Here is a 24505-nt window from a genome sequence, read left to right as displayed (position 1 = left end):
CATTAATCTTTTTGGGAGTCGGATTCAGATGGCGTTAAGTCAGGACGGCGAATTGTGGCGCGCCGATCAAAAACGGAACGAATCGCTGACGAATCGGCGACATTGGAATTTTCCCGCTTTGTTCACCGCAACATATTGTATTTACATGTCTTTTTAACCATAGCGGCAATTTTCCGAAATGACGGACATTAAACCCTGAATCAGGGCTCCTCACAATTCGGAGCTCAACCGGGAACAAAAATCGCCAATGCGTGTTTCTCGTCCATCCAAATTGCCGATGAAATGAAGGAAACACACCATGCTTGGCACAATACTACTTGTTATCCTCATTCTGCTCTTGATCGGAGCCTTGCCGAATTGGGGTTATAGCCGTGGCTGGGGCTATGGACCTTCCGGCGGTTTGGGGCTAGTTCTCGTGATTATCATTATCCTTGTACTAATGGGCCGCATCTAAAGCCCAACTAACCTGGGGAGTTACGACATGATGAAGAAGATTGTTCTTATTGGTGCCCTCGTCGGCGCCTTGGCATCCTGCACAGCGACCGAGCAAGGTACGGCGATCGGCGCCGGCACCGGTGCGGTCATCGGCGGTGCCGTCACCAATAGCTGGGGTGGTGCCGCCGTCGGCGCCGTTGCCGGCGGCCTGACCGGCGCTCTGATCGGCCAGTCGGTCGAACGCCGCGGCTACTGCGTCTATCGCGACCGCTACGGCCGCCGCTATGAGGCCCGTTGCCGCTACTGATCGGCAAGCATATCGGACTTCCCAACGGGCGCTTCGGCGCCCGTTTTCTTTTGGCCTGCAGTATCCGTCAACGAGACGTTGACAATCGGTTGCGAAAGTCAAATCTAGCGCGGCCCAACGGGCAGGCACATATTTTCCTTCACGAGCGCAACGGACGGGGCAGGGCCGCCAGCGCACCGGAAAGGAAACACTTCCATGATTCACACTTTGCTGAACTCCCTCGTCGCCGTTCTTATCGCGTCGGCTTTCCTGACAACCGCGATATCAGCCCTTAGCAGCGAAGATCGCTCGCTGCGCAAAGTGCCGGCCAGAGCTCAAACACAGCGACGTCCGAACACAGACCGCCGCTCTTGATCTTCTCGAAAACGCACCAGTACTCCGGCCACAAGATCGCAGCCGGCATCATCACAAAGACGTCCATAAACAGCGATTGGCGCGGCCAGCCGGACGCGCCAATCGTTTGAATCTAATCTCTACTGTCGACTCGAAGGCAGTAATACCTAGGCGAAGAACTGTCCGCCGTTGGCCGTAATTGTCGAACCGGTGATGAAGCCGGCGTCGTCGGAGACGAGGAAGGTGACACAGCGCGCGATCTCTTCCGGTTCGCCGAGACGGCCGACGGGGATCTGCGGAATGATGCGTTCGTTCAGCACCTTCTCCGGCACGGCAAGTACCATTTCCGTTCCGATGTAACCGGGGCAAATAGCGTTGACGGTGATGTTCTTGGCAGCCCCTTCCTGGGCCAGCGCCTTGGTGAAGCCGAGATCGCCCGCCTTGGCCGCCGAATAGTTCACCTGGCCCATCTGGCCCTTCTGCCCGTTGATCGACGAGATATTGACGATACGGCCGAAGCTGCGGTCACGCATGCCGGTCCAGACCTGATGCGTCATGTTGAACAAGCCGGTGAGGTTGGTATTGATCACCTCGTGCCACTGCTGCTGCGTCATCTTGTGGAACATCGCGTCGCGGGTAATGCCGGCATTGTTGACGAGGATTTCGACTGGGCCGATCTCGCTTTCGACCCTGGCAATTCCCTCGCCACAGGCGAGGTAATCCGAAACATCCCATTTGAACACCGGAACGCCGGTAACGTCGTGGAAGGCTTTGGCCTTCTCGTCGTTGCCGGCATAGCTGGCGGCGACCCTGTATCCGGCATTTTTCAGTGCCATGGATATTGCCGCGCCGATGCCGCGCGTACCCCCAGTGACCAAAGCCACTCTGCTCATGTTCCGCTCCCCTTTTGTTTTTCGCCTCGCCGCGTGGCGGGATCTTCAATCAAACATGGATCGTATGCTATTTAAAGCGCTTCAAAGCACATGGCCACACCCATGCCACCCCCGATGCAAAGCGTCGCCAGACCCTTCTTCGCGCCGCGGCGCTTCATTTCGAACAGCAGCGTGTTGAGAACGCGCGCACCCGAGGCGCCGATCGGATGGCCGATCGCGATCGCTCCGCCATTGACGTTGACGATCGACGGATCCCATCCGAGATCCTTGGTGACGGCGCAGGCTTGCGCCGCGAAGGCCTCGTTGGCTTCGACGAGATCGAGATCGTTGACCGACCAGCCGGCCTTCTCGAGCGCCTTGCGCGAAGCCGGGATCGGTCCGGTGCCCATGATCTGCGGATCGACACCCGCCGTTGCCCAGGAAACGATGCGGGCGAGCGGCTGGATGCCGCGCCGGACTGCCTCCGCTTCACTCATCAGCACCGCCACAGCGGCACCGTCGTTGAGGCCGGACGCGTTCGCGGCCGTGACCGTGCCGTCCTTGTCGAAGGCCGGGCGTAGCTTCCCCATCGCCTCGATCGTCGCGCCGTGACGGATATATTCGTCGGCATCGACCGTAACGTCGCCCTTACGTGTCTTGATGACATAAGGGATGATCTCGTCGGTAAAGCGGCCGGCCTTCTGCGCCGCTTCCGCCTTGTTCTGCGAGCTGACGGCGAACTGATCCTGGTCGTCGCGCGAAAGCTGCCACTGACGCGCGATATTCTCGGCGGTGATGCCCATGTGGTAGCCGTGGAAGGCATCGGTCAAGCCGTCCTTGATCATCGTGTCGATCATCTTCATGTCGCCCATCTTGACGCCACCGCGTAAGTGCGCGGCATGCGGGGCCATCGACATGGATTCCTGGCCGCCGGCAACGATGATCTTGGCATCGCTGGTGGCGATCTGCTGCATGCCGAGCGCGACTGCGCGCAGGCCCGAGCCGCAGAGCTGGTTGACGCCCCAGGCTGTCGCTTCCTGCGGAATACCGGCCTTCATCGCTGCCTGGCGGGCCGGGTTCTGGCCCTCGCCGGCGGCAAGCACCTGGCCGAGGATCACCTCATCCACCTCGCCGGCATCGACGCCGGCGCGCTCGAGCGCGCCCTTGATGACAGCCGCCCCGAGCTCATGCGCGAGGACCGTCGCGAAAGCACCGTTGAAGGCGCCGACTGCTGTTCGCCCTGCACTGGCGATGACGATGGATGGATTGCTCATGGGGACGCTCCTCGTTTTCGTCTCACTTACATAAGTGGAAACTGGCAAAGCTTGGAGCACAAGTCAAACGCGAAGACCAGCCGCCGTCATTTTTAGGTAAAGCCCTTCAAAGCCCGATTCATCTGCTCTGTTAAAGGTTTGCCGCATCGCACAAAGAGATTGTCACCGGGCTTCTTTTGCGTTTACAGTCTCAAATGGAGGAATATCCATAAATCAGACGGGGGTTCAGGAGACTGATATGGCGAAGCATGAGGGTCAGATCGTTATCAAGAAGTACGCCAATCGCCGCCTATACAACACGGGCACCAGCACCTACGTGACGCTGGAAGACCTGGCGGAGATGGTAAAGAAGGGCGAAGAATTTACGGTACAGGATGCAAAAAGCGGAGATGACATCACCCATTCGGTGCTGACCCAGATCATCTTCGAACAGGAATCGAAGACCGGCAACACGTTGCTCCCGATCTCCTTCCTGCGCCAGCTCATCACCTATTACGGCGACCAGATGCAGATGGTCGTGCCGAGCTTTCTCGAACATTCGATGCGCTCCTTCACCGAACAGCAGGCCCAGATGCGCGAGCAGGTAACCCGCGCCTTCGGCGAAACGCCGCTCGGCAAGAACCTGCAGTTGCCGATGCAGATGGTCGAGGACCATGTTCGCCGCAACACCGAGCTGTTTCAGCAGGCGATGCAGATGTTCTCGCCCTTCATGACGCCGCCCGCCAAGGAAAGCCGCAAGGCCGAGGCCAAGGATATCGACGAGCTGAAGGAACAGCTCCGCGCCCTTCAGAACAAGCTCGACAACCTATAATCCGATCGAGACATCCCGCCCGGCACTCCGGATCGACACGGCAAAACCGCCGATGACATCGATCAGAGCGATCGTCATCAAAATGAAGAAGACCTGCGTCGCTGCATCCCGGACGAGCAGAAACTCGACCAGGAAGGCGATGAACACCAGCATCGACAGCATGTGGTTGACGAGATTGCCGGGACCGGTTCTGGTCGCTTTGAGGATTTCGAAGAACAGCACGACAAGTGCGATGACGATGAAAAGATCGCCGAGCGCCATGCTCCAGATCGCGCCCGAGATCATCGACAGCACGATGATATCATGTTGCAGCGCCGGAATGCCGCCATCGCCCATTAGGCCCAGCATCGCAAGATTGTAAAGAATAAACGGGATAATCATTAGGGGCATGGCGGCTATCATCGGCAATCTCCCAGCGCATCATGGAAGAATACTGCCGCAAACCCTTGCTCCACCGCAAGTCATTGCAAATATTATATTGTCGAAATGCAAAAGGCCGGCGTGACGTCGGCCTTGAAACTTCGATCGGACAAGCCGAATCGGGAAATTATGCGCTTTCCTTCGGCGTCAGAACCTGGCGGCCGCGATACATACCGGTCTTCAGGTCGATATGATGCGGGCGGCGCAGTTCGCCGGAGTTCTTGTCTTCGACATAGGTCGGAGCCTTCAGGGCGTCTGCCGAACGGCGCATACCGCGCTTGGACGGGCTTGTTTTTCTCTTCGGTACAGCCATTTCTCTTACTCCACTTGCGGGCAAAACATTCCCACGGCCACACCGGCGGCCGAAACGGACATGTCGCGATTTCGGAATTTGGCGCGCTTATACATGCAAGGGGTGACCTTGACCAGTCCCCATGCGTATTTTTTGCAAAGCCGATGATTCCAGGCTCAGGCTTCGTCTTCCGGCACGATCCAAGGCTCGGCGCGGGCCGCCTCTTCCCATTTCCGCCAGGCCGGATGCGCCTTCATGGTCTCCATATAGGCCAGCGTATTGTTTCGGCTGACGAGATCATAAATGTCGAACCGGTTGACGACAGGCGCAAACATCGCATCCGCCCCGCTGAACGCGCCAAACAGAAACGGTCCGCCGGATTGCTGCAGGAGGTCGTGCCAGATCGTCTCGATGCGGCCGATATCGGCGTCGACACCATCCGGCAACGCGATCCTGCCCTTCGGCCGGCGGATATTCATCGGGCAGGCGCTGCGCAGAGCCCGGAAGCTTGACAGCATTTCCATCGAAACCGAACGGGCGAGCGCCCGCCCGGCGCGATCCCTCGGCAGAAGGCCGGCGTCCGGATAAAGCTCGGCGACATATTCGATGATCGCCAGCGATTCCCAGATCTTCAAAACGCCGTGCTTGAGAAGCGGCACCCGCCCGGTCGGCGAAATCGCCTTGATATCGGGATTGCCACCAGGATAGTCGAAGGGGATCAGAACCTCCTCGAAATCGACGCCGGCGCCCGTCAGCGCCATCCACGGCCGGAACGACCAGGAGGAATAATTCTTGTTGGCGATGTAGAGTGTCGGTCTATCCATGGGCCTCTCCCGTTCAGGCTTCAAAATCGAAGATCAGCAATTCGTGGAAATGGTTCATGTCTTCGAACACGCAGAATGCCGGCGGGGTCAGCTCGAGAATAGGGGCTTTGCGGCGGATATCGTCGGCCACGTCATCGAGCATTGCCTGCCAGCGCGGTAAGGCTTCGTCCTCCAGCCGTTCGATCGCATAGGCAAAGGTCATGTGGAACTTATAGTCGTCATGGTTCGGCTGGCGATAGCCCAGAAGCGCGGCCAGCGCATTGCGCCAGGCGCGCATGACCTTGCGGTCGTTCTCCGTCGCCCCGTCGACCAGCAGGCCCGACGGGCGAGCTTCGACGATGGCGACCTTGAAGGGATCGGCCATCGAGAAGCCTTCGAGCCGGGCCGCCATCAGCGCTATCATGTCGTCGATCGGCGCATCGAGAGGGAGATCGCCCGGCCAACAATCCTGCCGGCGCCTGGTCTCGATGACACCTTCGAAAAGCGTCATGTGAATGCTTGATATCGGCGTGAAGAGGAACTGTGGGGCTTCGGGCATCGCCAGATATTTCTCACGCGCCTCGATCAGCACCGCCTGCGTCTGCGAACCCTTCTCGAGATGGCAAACGATGGTGTTGCCGGCTTCCGGCAGAAAGCCGCCGACCTTGCGATAACGGCTGCCGAGATGGGCGGGCGAGGTTGGATTGTGCCTCTTCGAATAAAAGAGAAGTTCGGGCGAAAACGTCGTGATGGTCATGGGCGACTCGGGGGCTTTGATTGGACTGCATCGCCCATATGGCAGAACCAAGACTGTCAGATGACGCTTGCCGCTCTAACTCTATAATTTAGAACAGGATTCAGATTTTGGGCGGACCCGGCCTAAAATCATCCTGTTCTAACGACAAGTTCTGATCTCAATCATAGATGCACTTGATGTAATCGCCCGAACCTTGTGCGCGTCTCTCGATCACGCCGGCGAGCCGGCGAAGACCTCGTCCGGGCTTGCCGGCATTGCGGTCGATGGGGTTCGGCAGCGAGACGGCAAGCAGCGATGCCTGGCGCCGCGTCAGCTTCGAGGCCGGCACCTTGAAATGGTGTCGGGCCGCCGCCTCGATGCCGTAGATGCCGGGTCCCCATTCGGCGATATTGAGATAGATTTCCATCAGCCGCCGTTTCGACAGGACGAAATCCGTGGTCACCGCGAGCGGAAGTTCCAGCGCCTTGCGCACGAAGGAGCGGCCGTTCCAGAGGAAGAGGTTTTTCGCCGTCTGCATCGGGATCGTGCTGCCGCCACGCGTCGCCTGACCTTTCAGCGTATCCTCGACCAGCATGCGCATTTCCGCCCAGTCGACGCCGCCGTGAAAGCAATATTGCCCGTCCTCCGACATCATCACCGACTGCACCACAACAGGGGCGATGTTATCAAGCGACACCCATTGCCTGTCGTAACCACGCAGCAGCACGAGATCGCGCAGCATCAGTGTCGAGACGGGATGAATGAACGGCAGCAGATAGAAAAAGATCAGCGCATAGGGAAGGATCAGCACGATCAGCACGGCAAGAACAATGCGTTTCAACACACGCCTGTCTTCGAACCATCGCCGACGAGCCGGCATGTCGACGCTGTCCTCTCTCTCCGGCGCTATATCCAATGTCCCCAGTCCGATTTCGCTCCTGTCGTTCTCATAACGCCTGTGCGGAGCTTATGCCAGAGTGCGCGGCGAATCTTGCTGCCGCCATCGACAATTCCGTTGCAAGCCCGGGGGCGCTCATGCCAAACAGCGCCCATGGACGCGAACCCGGACACTTTCGAGACGAGGCTGAAGAACAACGCCCGCGACATCGAGGCGCTGCTCGACACATTGCTTTCACCGAGTGCCCTTTCCGATGAAATCGCCAGGCCAGAGACGCTGCGCGATGCCATGCATTATGCCGTGCTGAACGGCGGCAAGCGGCTGCGCCCGTTTCTCGTCGTCGAAAGTGCAGCCCTTCTCGGCGGCGACGCTGAGGCGGCACTTCGCGTCGGCGCCGCCCTCGAATGCGTCCACTGCTATTCCCTCGTGCATGACGACCTGCCGGCCATGGACGATGACGACCTGCGCCGCGGCAAACCGACGGTACACATCAAGTTCGACGAAGCCACGGCGATCCTCGCCGGCGACAGCCTGCTGACCTATGCCTTCGACATCATCGCCGCGCCGGAAACGACCCTTCCCGATACGAGCAAGGCATCGCTGGTACTGGCCCTTGCCCGCGCAGCCGGTCTCGGCGGCATGGCCGGCGGCCAGGCGCTCGATCTCGCAGCGGAAACGCAGGCTCCCGACGAGGCCGGCATCATCCGCCTGCAGGCGATGAAAACAGGCGCACTGATCCGCTTCGCCTGCGAAGCTGGAGCCGTCATCTCGGCAAGCCCGCCGGAAGATCGCCGCCGCCTGCGCGCCTTCGGCGAAAAGATCGGCCTTGCATTCCAGCTTGCCGACGACATTCTCGACCTGACCTCGGATGCGGCGACCATGGGCAAGGCGACCGGCAAGGATGCGGCCCGCGGCAAGGGAACACTCGTCGCCCTGCGCGGCATGGAATGGGCCGAGGCCCAGCTCCGTGAGCATGTCCGCGATGCCGAGGCGCTGCTTGCCCCCTACGGCACCCGTGCCTCGACCCTCATTGCTGCGGCGCATTTCATCGCCGACCGGAAGAGCTGAAGCGGCAGGTCAGGCGGCCAATATCTCTTCGAGGGCGGAAACCAGACGAGCACACTCCTCGTCCGTGCCGATGCTGATACGCAGGAAGTCCGAAATGCGCGGCTTGGCAAAATGCCGGACGAGAATGCCGCGCTCCCGCAGAGCGGCTTGAAATGCCGCGCCCGAACGGCTTTGGTGCCTCGCGAAAACGAAATTCGCCTGCGACGGCAAGACCTCGAAACCCAAAGCTTCAAGTTCGGAGACGAGGCTTTCCCGGCTGGCGATGATGTTCCCCCGGCATGTCTCGAACCACGCCTCGTCCTTGATCGCCGCCGTCGCGGCAAGCTGCGCCAGACGATCGAGCGGATAGGAGTTGAAGCTGTCCTTGACCCGCTCCAGCGCCTCGATCAGCGGCCGTTGCCCCAGCGCGAAGCCGATGCGCAGACCGGCAAGCGAACGGGATTTCGACAGGGTCTGGATCACCAGTAGATTGGGATAGGTTGAAACGAGCCCGACGGCGCTTTCACCGCCGAAATCGATATAGGCCTCGTCGATGACGACGACCGCATCCGGATGGGCGGCAAGAAGTGCCTCGATGCCGGCAAGCGGCAGGCCGATGCCGGTCGGCGCGTTCGGATTGGGGATGATGATCGCGCCGCAGGGCCTGTCGTAATCGGCCAGCCGGATCCGGAACCCATCGTCAACGGGCACCTCGATCGCTTCGATGCCGTATAGCAGGCTATAGGTCGAATAGAAGGCGTAGGTCACATCGGGATAGAGAAGCGGCCGCTCATGTTTCAGCAGCGCCTGGAACGCATGCGCGAGAACCTCGTCGGAGCCATTGCCGACGAATACTTCCTCCGCCGTCAGGCCGAAACGGGCCGCGATCGTCTCGCGCAATTCCGTGGCAGTGGGATCGGGATAGAGCCGCAGACGATCGTCCGCCGCCTGCCGGATCGCCTTGAGTGCCTTCGGCGACGGCCCGTAAGGGCTCTCGTTGGTATTGAGCTTGACCATGTTCGCGATACGGGGCTGCTCGCCCGCGACATAGGGCCGAAGCTTGCTGACGATTGGCGACCAGTACTGGCTCATCCGAAGTTGCGGGCGGTCATTCCGCCGCCGTCCGCTGGCCGAAACGCTTCTCGATATAGTCGACAACAAGCGCCTCGAAATCGGCGGCGATATTGGGACCGCGTAACGTCAGCGCCTTCCGGCCGTCGATGAAGACGGGGGCTGCCGGCGTTTCGCCGGTACCCGGAAGCGAAATGCCGATATCGGCATGTTTGCTTTCGCCCGGCCCGTTGACGATGCAGCCCATGACGGCGACGTTCAGCGCCTCGACGCCGGGGTATTTTTCGCGCCAGACCGGCATGTTCTTGCGGATGTCGTTCTGGATGTTCTGAGCAAGTTCCTGGAATACCGTCGACGTCGTGCGTCCACAGCCCGGACAGGCCGCAACGACGGGTATGAACTGGCGAAAGCCCATGACCTGCAGGATCTCCTGCGCTACCTGGACTTCGCGCGTGCGGTCGCCGTTCGGCTCGGGTGTCAGCGACACGCGGATCGTATCGCCGATGCCGTGCTGTAGCACGAAGCCCATCGCCGCAGACGAGGCGACGATGCCCTTGGTGCCCATGCCGGCTTCGGTCAGGCCGAGATGCAGCGCATGATTGGAGCGTTCGGCGAGCATGGAATTGACGGCGATCAGGTCCTGGACCTGGCTGACCTTGGCCGACAGGATGATGCGATTGCGCGGCAGGCCGATCTCTTCGGCAAGGCCTGCCGACAGCAGCGCCGACTGCACGATCGCCTCGCGCGTCACCTGCCTGGCCGAAAGCGGCGATCCGGCTTCGGCATTCTGGTCCATCAGCGCCGTCAGCAGATCCTGATCGAGCGAACCCCAGTTGACGCCGATGCGCACCGGCTTGTCATAGCGGATCGCCATCTCGATGATCTCGGCGAACTGCTTGTCCTTCTTGTCCTTGAAGCCGACATTGCCCGGGTTGATGCGGTATTTCGCCAGCGCTTCGGCACAATCCGGATGATCGGCGAGCAGCTTGTGGCCGATATAGTGGAAGTCGCCGATCAAGGGCACGTCCATGCCGAGGCGCAGAAGCCGCTCGCGGATCTTCGGCACGGCGGCCGCACTCTCGTCGCGGTCGACGGTGATGCGTACCAGTTCCGAACCCGCCCGGTGGAGAGCGGCGACTTGCGCGACGGTGGAATCGATATCGGCCGTATCGGTGTTCGTCATGGATTGCACGACGACCGGCGCCCCGCCGCCGACGATGACGCCGCCGACATCGACGGCAACGGAAGCGCGGCGCGGTTTCGGATCAAAATCGGCGGCTGAAGACATGGAGAGTTCTTGCACCCCTAAAAACAGTGCTTTTCAGGTGGATCAAGGCCGGCTGCTTGTCAACCGCCCCTGATATCACTTTTGTTGGGAGGCGGCTCAGTGACCGCCTCCGGAGGTCTCATCGGCATAATGGGCCAGGTTGGACAGCAGCAGAACGACAATGAGCAGCACCGGCAGCGCCATGAAAACGACGGCAAAGCCGATATGCTCGGCGACGAAGCCGATCAAGGATGGCGCAACCAGCATGCCGGAATAGCCCATGGTCGTGACCACCGAGATGCCGATGCCGGGCTTGAGGCCGGGAATATTGCCCGCCGCCGAGAAGGCGATCGGCACCATGTTGGAAATGCCGATACCGCAAAAGGCAAAGCCCAGAATGGCAAGCTCGGCATTGGGGGCCAAGCCTGCAAGCAGCATGCCGACAATGGCAAAAAGCGTGCAGATCCGCAGCGTCTTGACGCCGCCCAGGCGGTCGCGCACCAGGTCGCCGGCAAAGCGCATGATTGCCATGGTGGCGGAAAAGGCTGCGAAACCAAGACCGGAAAGTGCCACGGACGCATCCATTTCCTGCCGAAGATAGAGCGCACCCCAGTCGAGAACAGCGCCTTCCGGCACCATGCTGAACAGCGCCATCAATCCGAGCAGCCACGGCAGCGGCACCATCGGCAGCTTCGTCTTTTCCTTCTTGGTGTCGGGATGCGGCGGATCCGCAAGGATCATCGGCCATGCCAGAGCAAGGAAGATTGCCGCCAGCACCGTCGCCAGTTGCGCATGGCCGAGAATGCCGAGCTTGGAGATCACGATGCCACCGAGACCGGAGCCGATCAGTCCGCCAAGGCTCCAGAAAGCATGGCAGGACGACATGATGGCGCGGCGCATGGATTTCTCGACCGAGACCGCATTGGCATTCATCGCCACATCCATTGCGCCGATGAAGCCGCCGAACAGGAAGAGCGAAATCGCCCCGGCGAGCACATTTGGCGCCAGCGTCAATGCCAGTAGCAACGGCAGTACGCAGACGGCCAGCACCTGAACGACGATACGCGAGCCGTGTTTGGCGATCTGCGCACCGGCGATCGGCATCATAACCAGCGAACCGACGCCGAAGACCAGGATCATCAGCCCAAGCTCGAACTTGCTCAGCGCCAGACGCTCGGCAAAATCCGGGATCTTCGGCGCCCAGCAGCCGACGACAAAACCATTCATAAGAAAGAGCAGGGAAACCGCCGCCCTGCTTCTGGTAATGAAGCCGCTCCGGACCCCCGGCGTACTCACATGACTATCCATTTTTCGGTCTTCCTCATCGCCGGGCTTTCACCCGCCCGATTTCCCTAAACTCTATGACGTCGCCTCAGTTCGTTTTCTCGGCGAGAACAGTTCTGCATCCGCGCTCGCGGTAACGGGCGAGAATGGCCGGATCGGAATCGTGCTCGACGACCAGGCATTCGCAATGGGCAACCGGCAGGATGCTATGGGGGGCAGCAGTGCCGAATTTCTCCAAGGTTGCAGCCACCAGCACCCTCTTGCTCCTGGACGTTGCAAAGCGCTTGAACTCCGCATCCTCGAAGCCGAACACCGTGATGCCGGCCTCGAGGTCGACGCCGCAGGCGCCGAGAATGCAGAGATCGGGCGAAATCTGCTCCATATCCCGCAAGGCCTTGGCGCCGAGCGAACCGCCCGTCTGCCGGTCGACCATCCCGCCGATCAGAATGACGTTGACGGCAGGCTTGTCGATCAGCGCCGCGGCAATCGCCGGCGCATTCGTCGCAGCCGTGAGTACAAGTTCGGCCGGTAATGCGTTGGCAATCGCCAGATTGGTGCTGCCGGCGTCGAAGAATACGGTCGAACCCGCAGCAATCTGCTTTGCCGCAGCGCGCCCCAGCGCCTGTTTCCGGTCAGCCGCAAAACCGATGCGCTGCGTCAGGCTTCCGTGCGCCGGCGAGACCGGCAATGCACCGCCATAAACCCGCTCGCAGAGCCCTGCCGCCGCCATCTCGCGCAGGTCCCGCCGCACCGTATCCTCGGAGACGCCGAATTCGAGCGCAAGCTCCGTCGCCAGCACGCGGCCATTCAGCCGCAGCCTCTCGGAAATCACGCCTTGGCGCTCTCGCAACAGAAAATCCTGCATGTTCCTACCGGATCGAGACCTCATAAACCGAAAACGTGCATAAACACTTATGATCATGCAGGCAATATGCACGGTTACACGTTTTCTGACGTTTCGAAACAAAGCTCCACCACAAGAGAAAATATGCCCTATTGACCGGTCCGAGAGGCGGGAATATCGATTGATCATTCCCGATTCCCGCCGGCATATCCGCCACTGGTGCGTCCTCCCCGTGAAAAACTCCGTCAGCCTGGGCATTCTGCTCACGACCCTCGCCTATATGGCGTTCACCTTCCATGACGCGATCATCAAGGTCCTGGCTTCAACCATTCCCGTCTGGCAGATCCTGTTTTTTCGCAGTCTGACGATCCTCGTCGGTTGTCTCGCCTATGGTCGCGGCACGCTCGTTCAACAGACGCTGAGGTCGCCGATCATCAAACCGATGATTGCCCGCAGTGTCCTTCTGCTCTGCGCCTGGCTTTCCTATTATTCCGCCGCAAGCCGCCTGCAGCTTGCCGAAGTGACCACGCTTTATTACGCCGCACCTGTCGTCGGCACCTTGCTTGCCTGGTTCATCCTGAAGGAGAAAGTCGCGCTGGCGCGTTGGCTGGCCGTCGGCGTCGGCTTCGTCGGTGTCGTCATCGCCTGCAATCCGATCGGTCTCACCATCTCCTGGCCGGTCTACCTGGCGCTGCAGGCGGCCGTGCTCTGGGCTGGCGCAATGGTGCTGCTGCGCAAGACCTCACTGCACGAAAAGACCATTATCCAGCTCGCCGTTTCCAACGTCTTTTTTCTTGCCATGACCGGCGTTGCCGTTCTCTACACTTGGCGGACACCCGATATGACGCAGCTCGCGCTCCTCATCGCCACCGGCATCGTTGCGGGCTGCGCGCAGTTCGCCCTTTTTGAAGGCATGCGCCAAGCGCCCGTCTCCGTGCTTGCGCCATTCGAATACAGCTCTCTCATCTGGGCCTTCCTCTTGGGTTATCTGATCTGGGCCGATATCCCCACGCCCAATGTGGTCGTCGGCGCGGCGATAATCCTCGGCGCCGGATTGATCATCATCGTCAGCGAAAAACTGCGCCGCCGCATCACGGCCTGATGCCTGTTTCTGCAGGTTTCATGGTTCAAACGGCCGCTTGAGAAAAATATTTGCAGTTGCTGCTTTTATTCGCGGTTTTCTACGCTTCCGGCGCCCTAATTTTCTGCAAACTATCCGCACCCGATGACAACCTCCCAAGGATGGATAAAACAATGAACTGGTTGAAAACCGTCGCCGCCGCTGCCTTCATTCAGGCTGCGGCCCTCCTGCCTGCCCATGCCGGTGAAAACCTCGCCGCCATCAAATCGGCCGGCGCCATCAAGATCGGCACCGAAGGCACCTATGCGCCCTTCACCTATCATGACGAAAGCGGCAAGCTCGTCGGCTTCGATGTCGAGATCGGCGAAGCGATCGCCGCCAAGCTCGGCGTCAAGGCTGAGTTCGTCGAAGGCAAGTGGGATGGCCTGATCGCCGGCCTCGATGCCAAGCGCTACGACACCGTCATCAACCAGGTCGGCATCACCGAAACCCGCAAGCAGAAATACGATTTCTCCGAACCCTATATCGCCTCCAAGGCCGTGCTGATCGCCCGCGACGGCGACGACAGCATCAAGTCCTTTGCCGACCTGAAGGGCAAGAAGGCCGCCCAGTCGCTGACCAGCAACTTCGGCAAGCTCGCAACCGAAGCCGGTGCCGAGCTCGTCGGCACCGACGGTTTCGATCAATCGATCCAGTTGGTATTGACCAAGCGCGCCGACGCCACGATCAACGACAGCCTCTCCTTCCTCGATTTCAAGAAGCACAAGCCGGACGCGCCGGTGAAGATCGTCGCCGAGCAGGAAAATGCCGATTACTCCGGCATCATCATCCGCAAGAACGAGCCGGAGCTTCTCGCCGAAATCAACAAGGCGCTTGCCGACATCAAGGCCGACGGCACTTACAAGAAGATCGCCGACAAATATTTCGGCCAGGACGTTTCCAAGTAAGTTCAACTGAAGAAAAGTCCCCTCCCCAACCCCTCCCCACAAGGGGGGGGTTGGCGGCGGATCGCCTCATCTCAAAATATCGTTTCGGCTGGCAGTTCGGTTGCTATTTCGTGCAGGGCGAGAGACTAGATAAGCCCCTCCCCCTTGTGGGGAGAGGTTGGGGAGGGGTATTCCACTTCAACGACCCAACCGACGAGAGGGAACCCCCTTGCCGCACTGGCTCCAACTGATGGCGGAATCGCTGCCCTCGCTCCTCTGGGCGGGGTTGATCTTCACCATTCCGCTGACCCTGCTATCCTTCGCCTTCGGCCTGACGCTCGGGCTCGCCACCGCAATCGCCCGGCTCTTCGGGCCGACGCCGCTTTCGGCTGTCGCCCGCTTCTATGTCTGGGTCATCCGCGGCACGCCCCTGCTCGTTCAGCTCTTTGTCATCTTCTACGGCCTGCCGAGCCTCGGCATCCTGCTAGATGCCTTTCCGGCCGCCCTCATCGGCTTCACGCTGAATATCGGCGCCTATAGCTCCGAGATCATCCGCGCCGTCATTTCCTCGGTACCGAAGGGCCAGTGGGAAGCCGCCTATTCGATCGGCATGAGCTGGCGCCAGGCGATGAGCCGCACCATCCTGCCGCAGGCCGCCCGCGTCGCCGTGCCGCCTTTGTCGAATACCTTCATCTCGCTGGTCAAAGACACCTCGCTTGCCGCCGCCATCACCGTGCCCGAGCTCTTCCAGGCAGCACAGCGCATCGTCGCCACCACCTATGAGCCGCTGATCCTCTATATCGAGGCGGCGCTGGTCTATCTCGTCCTGAGCTCCGTCCTTTCGCAGCTGCAGGTGCGGCTGGAACGCCGCTTCGCGCGGTACGGCGGCATGCTGGAGGCAAATGCATGATCGAGCTTTCCAACATCGAAAAGCGCTTCGGCGACGCCGTCATCCTCAAGGATATCAGCATCCGCATCCCCGAAGGCAGCGTTACCGCGCTCGTCGGTCCTTCCGGCGGCGGCAAGAGCACGCTGCTGCGCTGCATCAACCTGCTCGAAATTCCGACCGCCGGCTCCATCCGCCTCGGAGAGGAAACGCTGGCCTTTGCGCCGGGCAAACGAACGAGCTGGCCGGCGATCCAGAAGATCCGCCGCCAGACCGGCATGGTCTTCCAGAACTTTCAGCTCTTTCCGCATCAGACCGCGATCGAGAATGTCATGGAAGGCCTGGTGACGGTGCTGAGATGGCCGAGGGAAAAGGCTCGCGAGCGTGCGATGGAATTGCTGACCAAGGTCGGCATGACCCACAAGGCCGATGCCTGGCCTTCGACGCTGTCGGGCGGCCAGCAGCAGCGTGTCGCGATCGCCCGCGCGCTGGCGCCGTCGCCGCGCGTGCTTCTGTGCGACGAGCCGACATCTGCCCTCGATCCCGAGCTTTCGGCCGAAGTGGTCGATGTGCTGGGCAAGCTTGCCAGCGAAGGCACGACGATGGTGATGGCGACCCACGATCTCCGGCTCGCCTCGAAGATCGCCAATGACGTCGTTTTCCTGGAAGCCGGCAGCGTGGTGGAAACGGGCAGCGCCAGAGCAATCTTCAGTGCGCCGGAGCGCGAACGCACCAAGCGGTTCATCTCGACGATCAACGCCGCCCATACTTACGATATCTGAGCTAGAGCATGCCGAAAAGTGTGAGCGGTTTTCGGACGACATCATGCTCTATTTCTTTGCTTTAGATCCGGATGATTTTAGGCCGACCTGGCTTAAAATCATCCGGATCTAATGCCGGGATGCGAACATCCCGGCATTGGCTGGAACTCCAATCAGGAGGCCGTGACGACGGCACGCGCCGCCTTCAGCGCATTGCCCCACCAGGTGAGCTGGTCGAGCTGGTTCCTCGCCGCTTCGTTGAGATGCGCGTAATCGCTGAGGCTCTTGCCTTCCTTGAGAACGCCGAGATATTCGCCAAGCGCGATATGAACGCCGGTTTTCACCGAAGCCGCACCCATTTCCACGAAGATCAGCCGGAGATGCTCGACTGCACGTGCGCCGCCGACGCCGCCGTAACCGACGAAACCGACCGGCCTGTGAATGAACTCGCCGAGGTCGATGGCGTTCTTCAGAACCGCCGTCGGAGCGTGATTGTACTCGGCGACGGTGAAAATGAAGCCGTCGAATTCACGCAGCTTCTTTTTCCAGCGCTCTGCCGTCTCGCTTTCAGCGGTCGTGGCACGCTGCTCACCGAAAAAATGCATGGGGTAGTCGAGCAGGTCGAGAACCTCGACCTCGATGTCCTGCCGCTCGGCGGCGATAGCGGCAATCCACTTGGCCGGATGCTCGGCAAAACGGCCAATACGCGTGCTGCCGACGATGACGGCAATCTTCAACTTGCTCATGGAGATGATTTCCTGATGGGTCTTGGGGGCGGATGGTGGGAGCGCAAGCTTATGAGAAAGCCTCCGCGCCGGGCAAGGCGCGAAGGCTTCGAACAATCAGCTTTTTTACCGGCCGATCGTACACAATCGAGTGAATGGAGCCAGCTCACAAAGTCGGCTGATGGGCGCCTTCAGCCTGCGTAGACGACGAGCAGGTCCTTGGCGTCGATCTGGTCGCCGGCCCGCACCAGCACTTCGGAAATCGTCCCATCCTTTTCCGCATGCAGCGCCGTTTCCATCTTCATCGCCTCGATCGAGACGAGCACGTCACCGGCATTGACGGCCTGGCCGGGCGAGACGAAGACACGGCTGATGACACCCGGCATCGGCGCGCCGACATGAACGGCATTGCCCGGTTCGGCCTTGCGGCGGACGGCGGCACCCGTCGCCCCATGGGCCCGGTCCGGCACCTTGATACGGCGCGGCTGGCCGTTGAGTTCGAAGAAGATGGTCACCATGCCCTGGCTGTCTGTCGCGCTCATCGCCTGGTTGACGATGACGAGCGTCTTGCCGCGCTCGATATCGGCAAACAGCTCCTCGCCATCCTTGAGACCATAGAAATAGGCGGGCGTCGGCAGCACCGAGACCGGACCGTAGGTATCGGAGGCGAGCGCGAAGTCGGTGAAGACCTTCGGATACATCAGGTAGGAAGCGAATTCGAAGTCGCTGACCTCGCGCTCGAGTTTCGTCTCGATGACTTTGCGCTCCGCATCGAGATCGGCCTCCTTGAGCAGCGAGCCGGGGCGCACGGTATAGGGCTTGTCGCCCTTCAGCGCCTTCTTCTGCAGCGCTTCAGGCCATCCCGACGGTGGCTGGCCGAGATCGCCCTTCAGCATCGAGACCACCGATTCCGGGAAGGAGACTTCCTTGTCGGGGCTGACGACGTCGGCAACCGTCAGGTCCTGGGATACCATCATCAGCGCCATGTCGCCGACGACCTTGGAAGACGGCGTCACCTTGACGATATCGCCGAACATCTGGTTGGCGTCGGCATAGGCCTGCGCCACCTGATGCCAGCGGGTCTCGAGGCCGAGCGAGCGGGCCTGTTCCTTGAGGTTGGTGAACTGGCCGCCCGGCATTTCATGCAGATAGACTTCGGATGCCGGGCCCCTCAGATCGCTTTCGAAGGCGGCATACTGGTTACGCGCCGCTTCCCAATAGAAGGAGACGCGGCGGATCCATTCCGGATCGAGGCCCGGATCGCGCTCCGTGCCGCGCAGCGCCTCGACGATCGAGCCGAGACAGGGCTGCGAGGTATTGCCGGACAGCGCATCCATCGCGGCATCGACGGCATCGACGCCGGCATCGACGGCGGCAAGAACGGTCGCGGCCGCAATACCCGATGTATCATGCGTGTGGAAATGGATCGGCAGGCTGGTCGCTTCGCGCAGCGCCTTGAACAGAACCTTCGCAGCCGCAGGCTTGAGAAGGCCCGCCATATCCTTGAGCGCGATGATATGCGCCCCGGCCTTCTCGAGTTCGACCGCAAGGTCGGTGTAGTATTTCAGATCGTATTTCGGACGGGCCGAGTTCAGGATATCGCCGGTATAGCAGATCGCCGCCTCGCAGAGCTTGTTCTCCTCGGCAATGGCATCCATCGAGACGCGCATGTTCTCGACCCAGTTCAGGCAGTCGAAGACGCGGAAGAGATCGATGCCGCCCCTCGCCGCCTGGCGGACGAAATATTTGACGACATTGTCGGGATAATTGGTGTAGCCGACGCCGTTGGCGCCGCGCAGCAGCATCTGCAGCAGAAGGTTCGGCGCGCCCTCTCGGATCAGCGCCAGGCGCTCCCACGGGTCCTCGGTCAGAAAGCGCATGGAGACGTCAAAGGTCGCGCCGCCCCAGCATTCGAGCGACAAAAGGCCTGGCAGCGCATGCGCATAGGTGTCGGCAATGCGGGCGATGTCATAGGTGCGCATGCGGGTGGCGAGCAGCGACTGGTGGCCGTCGCGCATCGTCGTGTCGGTCAAAAGCACGCGCTTTTCGTTGCGCATCCATTCGCCGAATTTCTTCGGGCCGAGCGTGTCGAGGAGTTGCTTCGTACCATCCTTGACCGCATTGCCGTTGGCGTAGGGAACCACCGGCTCGGCAGCGTTATCAAGCGGCCTCGGCCTGTCCTTGGCCTCGGGATGGCCATTGACGGTGACGTCGGCGAGATAGGTCAGGAGCTTCGTGGCGCGATCCTGGCGCTTGACCTGCTGGAAGAGTTCCGGCGTCGTGTCGATGAAGCGTGTCGTGTAGCTGTTATCCCTGAACTTGGGATGGCCGATGATCGCTTCGAGGAAGGTCAGGTTGGTTGCCACGCCGCGAATGCGGAATTCGCGCAGCGCCCGGTCCATGCGGGCAATCGCTTCGGACGGATTGGGCGCCCATGCCGTGACCTTGACGAGAAGCGGATCGTAAAAGCGGGTGATGATCGCACCCGAATAGGAGGTGCCGCCATCGAGGCGGATGCCGAAACCGGACGCCGAGCGATAGGCGGTGATGCGGCCGTAGTCCGGAATGAAATTATGCTCCGGATCTTCCGTGGTGATGCGGCACTGCAGCGCATGGCCGTTGAGACGGATATCTTCCTGGCGCGGAACTCCCGATTCCGCCGTGCCGATCGCAAAACCGTCGAGAATGTGGATCTGCGCCTTGACGATATCGATGCCGGTGACGACTTCGGTCACCGTATGCTCGACCTGGATGCGCGGATTGACTTCGATGAAGTAGAATTTGCCGGTATCGGCATCCATCAGGTATTCGACGGTGCCGGCGCCGATATAATTGGTCGCGGCTGCGATCTTCAGCGAATAGGCGGCGAGTTCCTGGCGCTGCGCCTCAGAGAGATAGGGCGCCGGCGCGCGCTCGACGACCTTCTGGTTGCGGCGCTGGATCGAGCAGTCACGCTCGAAGAGATGCACGACATTGCCATGCGTATCGCCGAGAACCTGGCTTTCGACATGGCGGGCGCGCTCGACGAGCTTTTCCAGATAGACCTCGTCCTTGCCAAAGGCCGCCATCGCCTCGCGCTTGGCTTCCGTCACCTCGCGGGCGAGATCCTTGGGATCGCGGATCGCGCGCATGCCGCGCCCGCCGCCGCCCCAGGAGGCCTTCAGCATGACGGGGTAGCCGATCCCGTCCGCCATCTTCGCCACTTCGGCCATATCCTCCGGCAACGGCCCGGTGGCCGGCACCACGGGAACACCGACCGAGATCGCCAGGTTGCGCGCTGCGACCTTATTGCCGAGCTGGCGCATCGTATCGGCCTTAGGGCCGATGAAGATGATGCCGGCCTTGTTGCAGGCATCGACGAATTCGGGGCTTTCCGACAGCAGGCCATAGCCGGGATGGATGGCATCGGCGCCGGAGAGTTTGGCAACGCGGATCACCTCCTCGATCGACAGATAGCTCTCGATCGGGCCCATATCCTTGGAAAGATGCGGACCGCGGCCGACCTGGTAGCTCTCGTCCGCCTTGAAGCGGTGCAGCGCCAGCTTGTCCTCCTCCGCCCAGATCGCCACGGTTTTTATTCCAAGCTCGTTGGCCGCGCGGAACACGCGAATGGCAATTTCGGAGCGATTGGCAACGAGAATCTTGGAAATGGGCAAAACGGTCTCCTCAGACGTTCAGACGCGGGAATGCTGCACCCGCGAAGGAAATTCTTAACTTCTTGTCACAGAAAGTTCAATTTATCTTGCGACTGCGAAATGCAATTTTTCGACATGCTGAAGCAATTCCAGGAAAAGCGCCAAGCGGTTTGCGTCCGGAGTTGCATAAAAAATAAAAAGCAGAGCGGTTTCGCTTCGATGAGAAGCGGAATTGCTCTAACTTATCAGGCCATGACGGAAGGCAAGCGCTACCACCTGCTGCCTGTTTTTCGCCTTCAGCTTATCCTGCAAGCCGTTCATATACCAGTCGACGGTGTGGTTTGAGATCTTCAGCATCTTGCTGATCTCCATCGACGTCATGCCTTCGGCGAGATAATGCAGGATTTCCATCTCGCGCCGCGTCAGCGGCGTGTCGGCCGGCAGCACGGTTTCCAGTGCCTGCGCCTCGCCTTTCAGATCGAGCAACCGCCAGAAGGCCTTGCGCGCCACCGCCTCCAGCAATGCGATTTCCACCGGCGACAGCTCGATCGGCTTGCCGGCGAGACTGAGGCTGGCGAGAATGCCGTTTCGTCCGTGGATGGGAAAGATGTAGCCATCCTCCAACCCGTGCCCGAAGGCATCGACCATCATCTGCTCCATGCGGCGATGATAGGCGTCCTTGCGGAAGGCCGCCATCGCCTCCCGCCAGCGGAAAGGCCGCTGCGCATGAGCGAGATAGCGCACCATCGGATCGATCAGAGCATATTTTTTCGCGGCATATATCTGCGGCCATTGTTCCGGCCAGCGGCCGGCAAGCGTCGCAGCCCAGGGCTCCGGATTCTGCTGCATCGGGGTCTGCGGCAAATGGCGTGGCAGACCGTAATATTCGAAGCCGCAACCGTGGAGGATCTGCTCCAGCTCGGTGACGACGGCTTCAGGATTTGAGCATTCTTCCAGAATTACAAGCAATTGAATTAACGAATTAATATTCACAAAAATGCCCCTTGCCCGGACCTGATGCCCGCATGAGGCCCTCGGCGGCTGGTCAAACTGGTCGCGAAACGGTCTTCAATAAATGCAGTCTGTAATTTTAATGCTGCGCTAAACATTTAATAAAATGCAAGCGCAAATTGTCGCGAGATATAGCCGAACGGCAATTTCGGCGCCAGGGCCATCTCGTCACGTCCTGCAATAGTACGATCGTATCAATCATCACATCGGTTGAACCCTGAATACTCCGTTAATCGCCCGTTCAGGTAACCTTTTGTAGCATCGCATCATCCCGTTTTCGCAGATGCACAAGAGGTTCGACGTGACGCTATTCAAGGTCTATGCAAGGGCTCTGCGCTATCTTGGCGCCTACAAGCTGCGCGTATCCCTGGTCGTTGTCGCAAACATTGTTCTTGCGACGATCACCATCGCGGAGCCGATCCTGTTCGGTCGTATCATCGATGCGATTTCGGGCAAGGGTGAGGTCAAGCCCATCCTCTTCATGTGGGCGACTTTCGCCGTCTTCAACACCATTGCCTTCGTTCTGGTGGCCCGCGAGGCCGACCGGCTGGCCCATGGCCGGCGGGCGACGCTGTTGACGGAGGCCTTCGGCCGCATCATTTCCATGCCGCTTGGCTGGCACCATCAGCGTGGCACCTCCAACGCGCTGCATACATTGCTGCGCGCCTGCGAGACGCTGTTTGGCCTCTGGCTGGAATTCATGCGCAACCACCTGTCGACGGTCATCGCGCTTGCCCTTCTGATACCGACCGCGATGTCGATGGACCTGCGCCTTTCCGCCGTGCTCATGGTGCTCGCCATCGCCTACTGGCTGATCGGCCGCGTCGTGATGAGCCGCACCAAGGACGGCCAGGCTTCGGTCGAGAACCATTATCATACCGTCTTCTCGCATGTCAGCGACTCGATCAGCAACGTTTCGGTCCTGCACAGCTATAACCGCATCGAGGCCGAAACCAGGGCGCTGAAATCCTTTGCCGACCGTCTGCTCGAAGCCCAATATCCGGTGCTCGACTGGTGGGCGATCGCCAGCGCACTCAACCGCATGGCGTCGACCATCGCGATGATGGTGGTCCTGATCATCGGTACCATGCTCGTCCAGGCCGGCCAGCTGCGCGTCGGCGACGTCATCGCCTTCATCGGCTTTGCCAACCTGCTGATCGGCCGTCTCGACCTGATGCGCCAGTTCGCTACGCAGATTTTCGAGGCCCGTGCCAAACTTGAGGAATTCTATACGCTTGAAGACTCGGTGCGTGAACGTGAGGAGCCTGCCGGCAACGGCGAGATCAAGGACGTCAAGGGTGCGATCGAATTCCGCGACGTCTCCTTCGGCTTCGGCAACAGCTCACAGGGCCTGCACAACGTCTCCTTCTCGGTGAAGGCAGGCCAGACGGTCGCGATCGTCGGCCCGACCGGCGCCGGCAAGACGACGCTCGTCAACCTGCTGCAGCGTGTCTACGATGCCCAGGGCGGCAAGATTCTCGTCGACGGCACCGATATCACCAAGGTGACCCGCAAATCGCTGCGTCGCCACATCGCCACCGTCTTCCAGGATGCGGGCCTGCTGAACCGTTCGATCAGCGACAATATCCGCCTTGGCCGCGAAGGCGCCAGCGAAGAGGAAATGCGCCGCGCGGCCGAAGCCGCCGCCGCTGCCGACTTCATCGAGACCCGCGAGGATCGCTACGATACGCATGTCGGTGAACGCGGCAACAAGCTCTCCGGCGGCGAACGCCAGCGCATCGCGATCGCCCGCGCCATCCTCAAGGACGCGCCGATCCTGGTGCTCGACGAGGCGACCTCGGCGCTCGACGTCGAGACCGAAGCCCGCGTCAAGGCCGCGATCGACAATCTGCGCCAGAACCGCACCACCTTCATCATCGCCCACCGCCTGTCGACGGTCCGCGAAGCCGATATGGTGCTCTTCCTGGATGACGGCCGCGTCGTCGAACAGGGCAGCTTCGACGAACTCAGCCACAGCAACGGGCGCTTCGCCGCCCTGCTGCGCGCCAGCGGCATCCTGACGGACGAAGAAGTCCGCAAGGCTCATGCGACCGAAGCAGCCTGATCTGTTCGGGTTTCAATAAAGGCCGGAAGGTAACTCCTTCCGGCCTTTTTTGTTTGTTCTCGGGCCGCGGATCGATCGACATTCGCAAATCGGTGGGCACGGAGGCCTTTGATGGGAGTGAAGCGATATGAGTTGAACGAGGCGCAATGGTCGAGAATTGCGCCTTTGTTGCCAGGCAAAGCCAGCGATCCAGGTCGGACGGGGGTAGATAACCGGTTGCTTGTGAACGGGTGTTTGTGGGTGCCGCGCTCGGGCGCACACTGGCGGGAACTGCCGGAGCGCTATGGCAAGTGGAAGACGGTCCATCGCCGGTTCAGTCGCTGGTGCCATGCTGGCGTATGGGAGCGGGTCTTTGATGCCCTCACTGCTGACCGCGACAATCAGTACTTAATGATCGACAGCACCATCGTGCGTGCCCATCAACAGCCGGCGAGCGGAAAAGGGGGGCCAAGGATCAGGCGCTGGGGCGTTCCAGAGGTGGATTGACGACTAAGATCCATATGCTGGCCGATGCACTCGGGCGTCCCTTGCGCTTATCGTGACGGCCAGCCCGCGCTCTTCTTCATGACCAGACAGGTCAGACCGTTCTGGGCGATAAAGCGCCTACCCTCAAACCGTTCCGAAGACCGAGAAACGTTGTCGCGTCCTGCGGGGCATCTCTCCGCCAAAGGTTATGTGCGTCAAGTTCAGCAAAATGGGCGGTCATGAGACTGGTCATGCT

At 60.5% G+C, this 24505-nt stretch carries 23 protein-coding genes and 1 pseudogene; 10 read left to right on the top strand and 14 right to left on the bottom strand.

The genetic code is table 11. The annotated features are described in order from the left end of the window. The first annotated feature begins 298 nt into the window (after nucleotides 1–298). Nucleotides 299–454 carry a DUF3309 family protein gene (locus OLZ32_RS38325; RefSeq protein ID WP_003543790.1) on the top strand — a complete coding sequence of 52 codons (156 nt, stop codon included), beginning with the start codon at nucleotides 299–301 and terminating at the stop codon, nucleotides 452–454. A 27-nt stretch (nucleotides 455–481) separates the two neighbouring features. Continuing rightward, nucleotides 482–742 carry a YMGG-like glycine zipper-containing protein gene (locus tag OLZ32_RS38320; protein WP_003543792.1) on the top strand — a complete coding sequence of 87 codons (261 nt, stop codon included), beginning with the start codon at nucleotides 482–484 and terminating at the stop codon, nucleotides 740–742. A 500-nt stretch (nucleotides 743–1242) separates the two neighbouring features. Here OLZ32_RS38320 and phbB read toward each other — a convergent pair whose 3' ends face one another. Together phbB and OLZ32_RS38310 are read right to left on the bottom strand one after the other, a co-directional pair. Continuing rightward, nucleotides 1243–1968: a beta-ketoacyl-ACP reductase gene (gene phbB, locus OLZ32_RS38315; RefSeq protein ID WP_017989801.1), complete on the bottom strand. Its 726-nt coding sequence runs from the start codon at nucleotides 1966–1968 to the stop codon at nucleotides 1243–1245. A gap of 71 nt (nucleotides 1969–2039) precedes the next feature. Beyond that, entirely contained in the window at nucleotides 2040–3221 is a 1182-nt protein-coding gene (locus OLZ32_RS38310; RefSeq protein ID WP_264425544.1) for an acetyl-CoA C-acetyltransferase, read from the bottom strand. Between the two features lie 238 nt (nucleotides 3222–3459). Here OLZ32_RS38310 and phaR point away from each other — a divergent pair, with 238 nt between their 5' ends. After that, a complete protein-coding gene (gene phaR, locus OLZ32_RS38305; protein WP_003543798.1) occupies nucleotides 3460–4032 on the top strand; it encodes a polyhydroxyalkanoate synthesis repressor PhaR in 573 nt (190 codons plus the stop codon). Here the strand turns inward: phaR and OLZ32_RS38300 are convergent. The 5 genes from OLZ32_RS38300 to mtgA all read right to left on the bottom strand — a co-directional run bounded on the left by OLZ32_RS38300 (nucleotide 4027) and on the right by mtgA (nucleotide 7199). Further along, nucleotides 4027–4434, bottom strand: coding sequence for a hypothetical protein (locus OLZ32_RS38300; RefSeq protein WP_003543801.1), 408 nt, complete (start codon nucleotides 4432–4434; stop codon nucleotides 4027–4029). The two genes, phaR and OLZ32_RS38300, sit on opposite strands and share 6 nt — an antisense overlap. Nucleotides 4435–4579: 145 nt before the next feature. Then, nucleotides 4580–4765, bottom strand: coding sequence for a 50S ribosomal protein L32 (gene rpmF, locus OLZ32_RS38295; protein WP_003543812.1), 186 nt, complete (start codon nucleotides 4763–4765; stop codon nucleotides 4580–4582). Between the two features lie 155 nt (nucleotides 4766–4920). Next, nucleotides 4921–5568: a glutathione S-transferase family protein gene (locus OLZ32_RS38290; RefSeq protein ID WP_264425542.1), complete on the bottom strand. Its 648-nt coding sequence runs from the start codon at nucleotides 5566–5568 to the stop codon at nucleotides 4921–4923. Nucleotides 5569–5581: 13 nt separating this feature from the next. Beyond that, nucleotides 5582–6304 carry a DUF1868 domain-containing protein gene (locus tag OLZ32_RS38285; protein WP_264425540.1) on the bottom strand — a complete coding sequence of 241 codons (723 nt, stop codon included), beginning with the start codon at nucleotides 6302–6304 and terminating at the stop codon, nucleotides 5582–5584. 157 nt (nucleotides 6305–6461) lie between these two features. Then, nucleotides 6462–7199 carry a monofunctional biosynthetic peptidoglycan transglycosylase gene (gene mtgA, locus OLZ32_RS38280; protein ID WP_017989804.1) on the bottom strand — a complete coding sequence of 246 codons (738 nt, stop codon included), beginning with the start codon at nucleotides 7197–7199 and terminating at the stop codon, nucleotides 6462–6464. Nucleotides 7200–7334: 135 nt separating this feature from the next. Here mtgA and OLZ32_RS38275 point away from each other — a divergent pair, with 135 nt between their 5' ends. Then, nucleotides 7335–8249 carry a polyprenyl synthetase family protein gene (locus OLZ32_RS38275; RefSeq protein ID WP_003543830.1) on the top strand — a complete coding sequence of 305 codons (915 nt, stop codon included), beginning with the start codon at nucleotides 7335–7337 and terminating at the stop codon, nucleotides 8247–8249. Between the two features lie 9 nt (nucleotides 8250–8258). On the opposite strand, the gene hisC is transcribed toward OLZ32_RS38275, so the two are convergent. The 4 genes from hisC to OLZ32_RS38255 all read right to left on the bottom strand — a co-directional run bounded on the left by hisC (nucleotide 8259) and on the right by OLZ32_RS38255 (nucleotide 12715). After that, complete coding sequence (gene hisC / locus OLZ32_RS38270; RefSeq protein ID WP_003543832.1) at nucleotides 8259–9320, bottom strand: histidinol-phosphate transaminase; 1062 nt, start codon at nucleotides 9318–9320, stop codon at nucleotides 8259–8261. A 16-nt stretch (nucleotides 9321–9336) separates the two neighbouring features. Then, nucleotides 9337–10587 (bottom strand): flavodoxin-dependent (E)-4-hydroxy-3-methylbut-2-enyl-diphosphate synthase, encoded by a 1251-nt coding sequence (gene ispG / locus OLZ32_RS38265; RefSeq protein WP_264425537.1) that lies wholly within the window; start codon nucleotides 10585–10587, stop codon nucleotides 9337–9339. Between the two features lie 96 nt (nucleotides 10588–10683). Then, entirely contained in the window at nucleotides 10684–11874 is a 1191-nt protein-coding gene (locus tag OLZ32_RS38260) for an MFS transporter (protein WP_003543840.1), read from the bottom strand. 64 nt (nucleotides 11875–11938) lie between these two features. Beyond that, entirely contained in the window at nucleotides 11939–12715 is a 777-nt protein-coding gene (locus OLZ32_RS38255; protein WP_026160050.1) for a DeoR/GlpR family DNA-binding transcription regulator, read from the bottom strand. A gap of 211 nt (nucleotides 12716–12926) precedes the next feature. On the opposite strand from OLZ32_RS38255, the gene OLZ32_RS38250 reads away from it, so the two are divergent. From OLZ32_RS38250 to OLZ32_RS38235, 4 genes are all read left to right on the top strand, one after another. Next, nucleotides 12927–13796, top strand: a complete 870-nt coding sequence (locus tag OLZ32_RS38250) for a DMT family transporter (RefSeq protein ID WP_003543842.1) — start codon at nucleotides 12927–12929, stop codon at nucleotides 13794–13796. Nucleotides 13797–13948: 152 nt separating this feature from the next. Next, a complete protein-coding gene (locus OLZ32_RS38245) occupies nucleotides 13949–14722 on the top strand; it encodes an amino acid ABC transporter substrate-binding protein (RefSeq protein ID WP_003543843.1) in 774 nt (257 codons plus the stop codon). 208 nt (nucleotides 14723–14930) lie between these two features. Beyond that, nucleotides 14931–15611 carry an amino acid ABC transporter permease gene (locus tag OLZ32_RS38240; protein ID WP_003543844.1) on the top strand — a complete coding sequence of 227 codons (681 nt, stop codon included), beginning with the start codon at nucleotides 14931–14933 and terminating at the stop codon, nucleotides 15609–15611. After that, on the top strand, nucleotides 15608–16369 hold the full coding sequence (locus OLZ32_RS38235; protein ID WP_003543845.1) for an amino acid ABC transporter ATP-binding protein: 762 nt from the start codon (nucleotides 15608–15610) through the stop codon (nucleotides 16367–16369). Before OLZ32_RS38240 ends, OLZ32_RS38235 begins: the two co-directional genes overlap by 4 nt. A gap of 152 nt (nucleotides 16370–16521) precedes the next feature. On the opposite strand, the gene OLZ32_RS38230 is transcribed toward OLZ32_RS38235, so the two are convergent. The 3 genes from OLZ32_RS38230 to OLZ32_RS38220 form a co-directional block, all read right to left on the bottom strand. Continuing rightward, nucleotides 16522–17094, bottom strand: coding sequence for an NADPH-dependent FMN reductase (locus tag OLZ32_RS38230; RefSeq protein ID WP_264425535.1), 573 nt, complete (start codon nucleotides 17092–17094; stop codon nucleotides 16522–16524). Between the two features lie 170 nt (nucleotides 17095–17264). Beyond that, nucleotides 17265–20729 carry a pyruvate carboxylase gene (gene pyc / locus OLZ32_RS38225; RefSeq protein WP_264425533.1) on the bottom strand — a complete coding sequence of 1155 codons (3465 nt, stop codon included), beginning with the start codon at nucleotides 20727–20729 and terminating at the stop codon, nucleotides 17265–17267. Between the two features lie 216 nt (nucleotides 20730–20945). Then, the gene (locus tag OLZ32_RS38220) at nucleotides 20946–21701 is read right to left on the bottom strand and encodes a helix-turn-helix transcriptional regulator (protein WP_017989812.1); all 756 of its coding nucleotides are present in this window, start codon (nucleotides 21699–21701) and stop codon (nucleotides 20946–20948) included. Between the two features lie 319 nt (nucleotides 21702–22020). Between OLZ32_RS38220 and OLZ32_RS38215 the strand changes: the two genes are divergently transcribed. Together OLZ32_RS38215 and OLZ32_RS38210 are read left to right on the top strand one after the other, a co-directional pair. Then, a complete protein-coding gene (locus OLZ32_RS38215; protein ID WP_003543849.1) occupies nucleotides 22021–23784 on the top strand; it encodes a glucan ABC transporter ATP-binding protein/ permease in 1764 nt (587 codons plus the stop codon). Nucleotides 23785–23901: 117 nt separating this feature from the next. After that, nucleotides 23902–24317 (top strand): annotated as a pseudogene (locus OLZ32_RS38210) (IS5 family transposase); the annotation flags it as partial. Between the last annotated feature and the right edge of the window lie 188 nt (nucleotides 24318–24505).

This window comes from Rhizobium acaciae (assembly GCF_025941625.1).
Classification (GTDB): Bacteria; Pseudomonadota; Alphaproteobacteria; order Rhizobiales; family Rhizobiaceae; genus Rhizobium; species Rhizobium acaciae.
This window is presented reverse-complemented; position numbering and strand designations above follow the sequence as displayed.

What these genes read in the sequence shown, in the direction of transcription:
- OLZ32_RS38325 (WP_003543790.1), top strand. Translation starts at nt 299, where the DNA reads ATGCTTGGCACAATACTACTTGTTATCCTCATTCTGCTCTTGATCGGA.
- OLZ32_RS38320 (WP_003543792.1), top strand. Translation starts at nt 482, where the DNA reads ATGATGAAGAAGATTGTTCTTATTGGTGCCCTCGTCGGCGCCTTGGCA.
- OLZ32_RS38260 (WP_003543840.1), bottom strand. Translation starts at nt 11,874, where the DNA reads ATGGATAGTCATGTGAGTACGCCGGGGGTCCGGAGCGGCTTCATTACC.
- ispG (WP_264425537.1), bottom strand. Translation starts at nt 10,587, where the DNA reads ATGTCTTCAGCCGCCGATTTTGATCCGAAACCGCGCCGCGCTTCCGTT.
- OLZ32_RS38290 (WP_264425542.1), bottom strand. Translation starts at nt 5,568, where the DNA reads ATGGATAGACCGACACTCTACATCGCCAACAAGAATTATTCCTCCTGG.
- OLZ32_RS38310 (WP_264425544.1), bottom strand. Translation starts at nt 3,221, where the DNA reads ATGAGCAATCCATCCATCGTCATCGCCAGTGCAGGGCGAACAGCAGTC.
- phbB (WP_017989801.1), bottom strand. Translation starts at nt 1,968, where the DNA reads ATGAGCAGAGTGGCTTTGGTCACTGGGGGTACGCGCGGCATCGGCGCG.
- phaR (WP_003543798.1), top strand. Translation starts at nt 3,460, where the DNA reads ATGGCGAAGCATGAGGGTCAGATCGTTATCAAGAAGTACGCCAATCGC.
- OLZ32_RS38285 (WP_264425540.1), bottom strand. Translation starts at nt 6,304, where the DNA reads ATGACCATCACGACGTTTTCGCCCGAACTTCTCTTTTATTCGAAGAGG.
- OLZ32_RS38230 (WP_264425535.1), bottom strand. Translation starts at nt 17,094, where the DNA reads ATGAGCAAGTTGAAGATTGCCGTCATCGTCGGCAGCACGCGTATTGGC.
- hisC (WP_003543832.1), bottom strand. Translation starts at nt 9,320, where the DNA reads ATGAGCCAGTACTGGTCGCCAATCGTCAGCAAGCTTCGGCCCTATGTC.
- OLZ32_RS38255 (WP_026160050.1), bottom strand. Translation starts at nt 12,715, where the DNA reads ATGCAGGATTTTCTGTTGCGAGAGCGCCAAGGCGTGATTTCCGAGAGG.
- rpmF (WP_003543812.1), bottom strand. Translation starts at nt 4,765, where the DNA reads ATGGCTGTACCGAAGAGAAAAACAAGCCCGTCCAAGCGCGGTATGCGC.
- OLZ32_RS38245 (WP_003543843.1), top strand. Translation starts at nt 13,949, where the DNA reads ATGAACTGGTTGAAAACCGTCGCCGCCGCTGCCTTCATTCAGGCTGCG.
- OLZ32_RS38275 (WP_003543830.1), top strand. Translation starts at nt 7,335, where the DNA reads ATGGACGCGAACCCGGACACTTTCGAGACGAGGCTGAAGAACAACGCC.
- OLZ32_RS38235 (WP_003543845.1), top strand. Translation starts at nt 15,608, where the DNA reads ATGATCGAGCTTTCCAACATCGAAAAGCGCTTCGGCGACGCCGTCATC.
- OLZ32_RS38300 (WP_003543801.1), bottom strand. Translation starts at nt 4,434, where the DNA reads ATGATAGCCGCCATGCCCCTAATGATTATCCCGTTTATTCTTTACAAT.